This window comes from Acinetobacter sp. YH12144 (assembly GCF_013418345.1).
Lineage (GTDB): Bacteria > Pseudomonadota > Gammaproteobacteria > Pseudomonadales > Moraxellaceae > Acinetobacter > Acinetobacter amyesii.
Window position 1 is genome coordinate 1 of sequence record NZ_VPCD01000054.1, and the last position, 2,180, is coordinate 2,180.

Below are 2,180 nucleotides of genomic sequence, written 5' to 3' on the forward strand. Positions count from 1 at the left end.
GTAAATTTTCAGCGTTGCTGGCTCCCCGTCAGCCGGATTGGGTTGCATCGCAGGGGTGTCGAAAGAGTCAACTGCGGTCCAAAGCTGTTGGACTTGGGTGAAAAGGGCGTTTATTCTTCCTATACGTGAACCGCATCCTACGGAATGAGTAACCCTTGCCCTATTGTGAGTAGAACGTCGTATAATTCAAACGAAAGCAGTTAATAGGTATGAAATATCACAGCACAAAAGAGCGACAGGACATGTTTAGATGATGTTATTATAAAATAATAACATCATGGATGAATAAAAAATAATTTTCTATCTTTACAACTATGTTATACTTCTATGATAAGGCTATGATGGCAAAGCCTTGGTTTTCCTAATCAAATAGTCGCCGAGATGGCTTCAATGCGACAGTAGGTCTACTGTCTCACAATTAATTCATGTATCAGATTTTTGTTCCCTGATGGGAAGTGTTATCCATACGAAAAGAATATGGGTAAAGTGTTACACCTGTATATGACATTCAGAATGTCCTGTCGGGGGAACTGGTACCAATTTAATAAAAGAAAACAGTATAGAAATGACAATCGAAGATATGCAAACATTAGCCCTAGAGCATGGGCTGAGAATTTCGGAAGAGATGAGCGTCAATGAGATGGGCATCGACTTTAGAGTTGCCTTTGTAAAGGAAGTAAACGGTGAGAACTGGGTACTCCGTATACCTCGAAGAAGCGATATGCTTGAACAAATCGAAAATGAAAGTAGAATATTGGATTTAGCCAAAAGAAACCTGTCGATCAATGTCCCTGATTGGAAAATTGTATCGGAGCGCCTAATAGCCTACCCTTTACTGGAGGATGCGCCTGCTCTGACATTCGATGCGATAACACATGAGGTTTCTTGGAACATAGATCGCGATAGCATAGCTTATGTGGAGTCTCTGGCAAAATCATTGGCCGAATTACATCGTATTACAGCTGACGATGTGAGAAAGAGCAACTTGAAAATAATGACTCCAAGTGAATTGAGGACCGAAATAGCTGACCGTATCCACTTGGTGAAATCTGAGATAGGTATCAGCGAGCCGTTGGAAAACAGATACCGTAGATGGTTGGACAATGACCCTTTGTGGCCTGAATTCACTTGTTTCATCCATGGCGATCTCTATGCAGGGCATGTCTTAACCTCGAAGGAAGGTAAGACCTCTGGTATCATAGATTGGTCTACTGCGCATATGGGTGATCCTGCACTGGACTTTTCTGGTCACGTATCGGTTTTTGGAGAGGATAGCCTGAAGAGTTTGATAACGGAGTATGCTAAACAAGGCGGAACGATATGGGATAGGCTCTACGAACAATCTATAGAGAGGGCTGCTGCAGCTCCATTAGCATATGGCGCTTTTGCGGTAGAGTGCAACGACGATAATCATATCAATGCCGCCAGAGCAGCCTTAGGTATTGTTCAATAAAATGATGTGAGGATACTTTTTTAAATGCTAAAATAGGAGTTCGATTGGTGCCACTTAAGAGTATCATTGATTTCTATTTTAGCCAGTATCCTCCACTTTTAGGAGCTCCTCGAAACTCGATTTTATGATCATCTCTTAAGATTTTGAGCCACCGCTCTACTATCTTGACAGGAACTAATAGCTCGTTTACTAAAAATGGTGCACGCTTTCCTGGATTAGTTCTTATCTGATTAAATAGTAGATTTACTCCCTCACTTACTCCCTCATTAGATTCGAAAAGTAGCTTTGATGAGACAATAACTCGAAAACCGTGCTGGAAATTTTCAAAGACAGGGGGACGCAGACCATAGGATGCGAAGCCTTCTTGGATTCGTTTGATGCCTGACCCATATTTTTCAATAAAATGCGCTTCTTTGAACGTGGCAGATATCCTTTTATTGCGCGCCCATGGCGAGTAATCTTCACGAAGAAGCTGATCAATCGTTAAGTTATCAGCTAAACCACCTGGATTGAAAAACTCTATGGAATTGTAATACACCCTGATTATGGAATCGGCAAATTAATTTGGACTTGGGTGAAAAGGGCGTTTATTCTTCCTATTACGTTGTCGGCAGCGGGCCAAAAAGGAATACGTCCATGCCCATCGAGGTGAAACCGGCTGTGAGCGCGGGTTCAAGCATATAGCCCGACAGGCGCGTATCCTTGCCGATCACGACACGATGGCGGT

Annotated in this window: 2 protein-coding genes and 1 pseudogene; 1 reads left to right on the top strand and 2 read right to left on the bottom strand. The window is 42.5% G+C overall.

The window, feature by feature from the left end; genetic code table 11:
* The first annotated feature begins 565 nt into the window (after positions 1–565).
* The gene (gene mph / locus FTU79_RS16330; protein ID WP_071830579.1) at positions 566–1,453 is read left to right on the top strand and encodes an Mph(E)/Mph(G) family macrolide 2'-phosphotransferase; all 888 of its coding nucleotides are present in this window, start codon (positions 566–568) and stop codon (positions 1,451–1,453) included.
* 73 nt (positions 1,454–1,526) lie between these two features.
* Here mph and FTU79_RS16335 read toward each other — a convergent pair whose 3' ends face one another.
* Positions 1,527–1,991, bottom strand: coding sequence for an ATP-binding protein (locus tag FTU79_RS16335; protein WP_071830580.1), 465 nt, complete (start codon positions 1,989–1,991; stop codon positions 1,527–1,529).
* Between the two features lie 67 nt (positions 1,992–2,058).
* Positions 2,059–2,180, bottom strand: a pseudogene (locus FTU79_RS16340) (hypothetical protein); the annotation flags it as partial.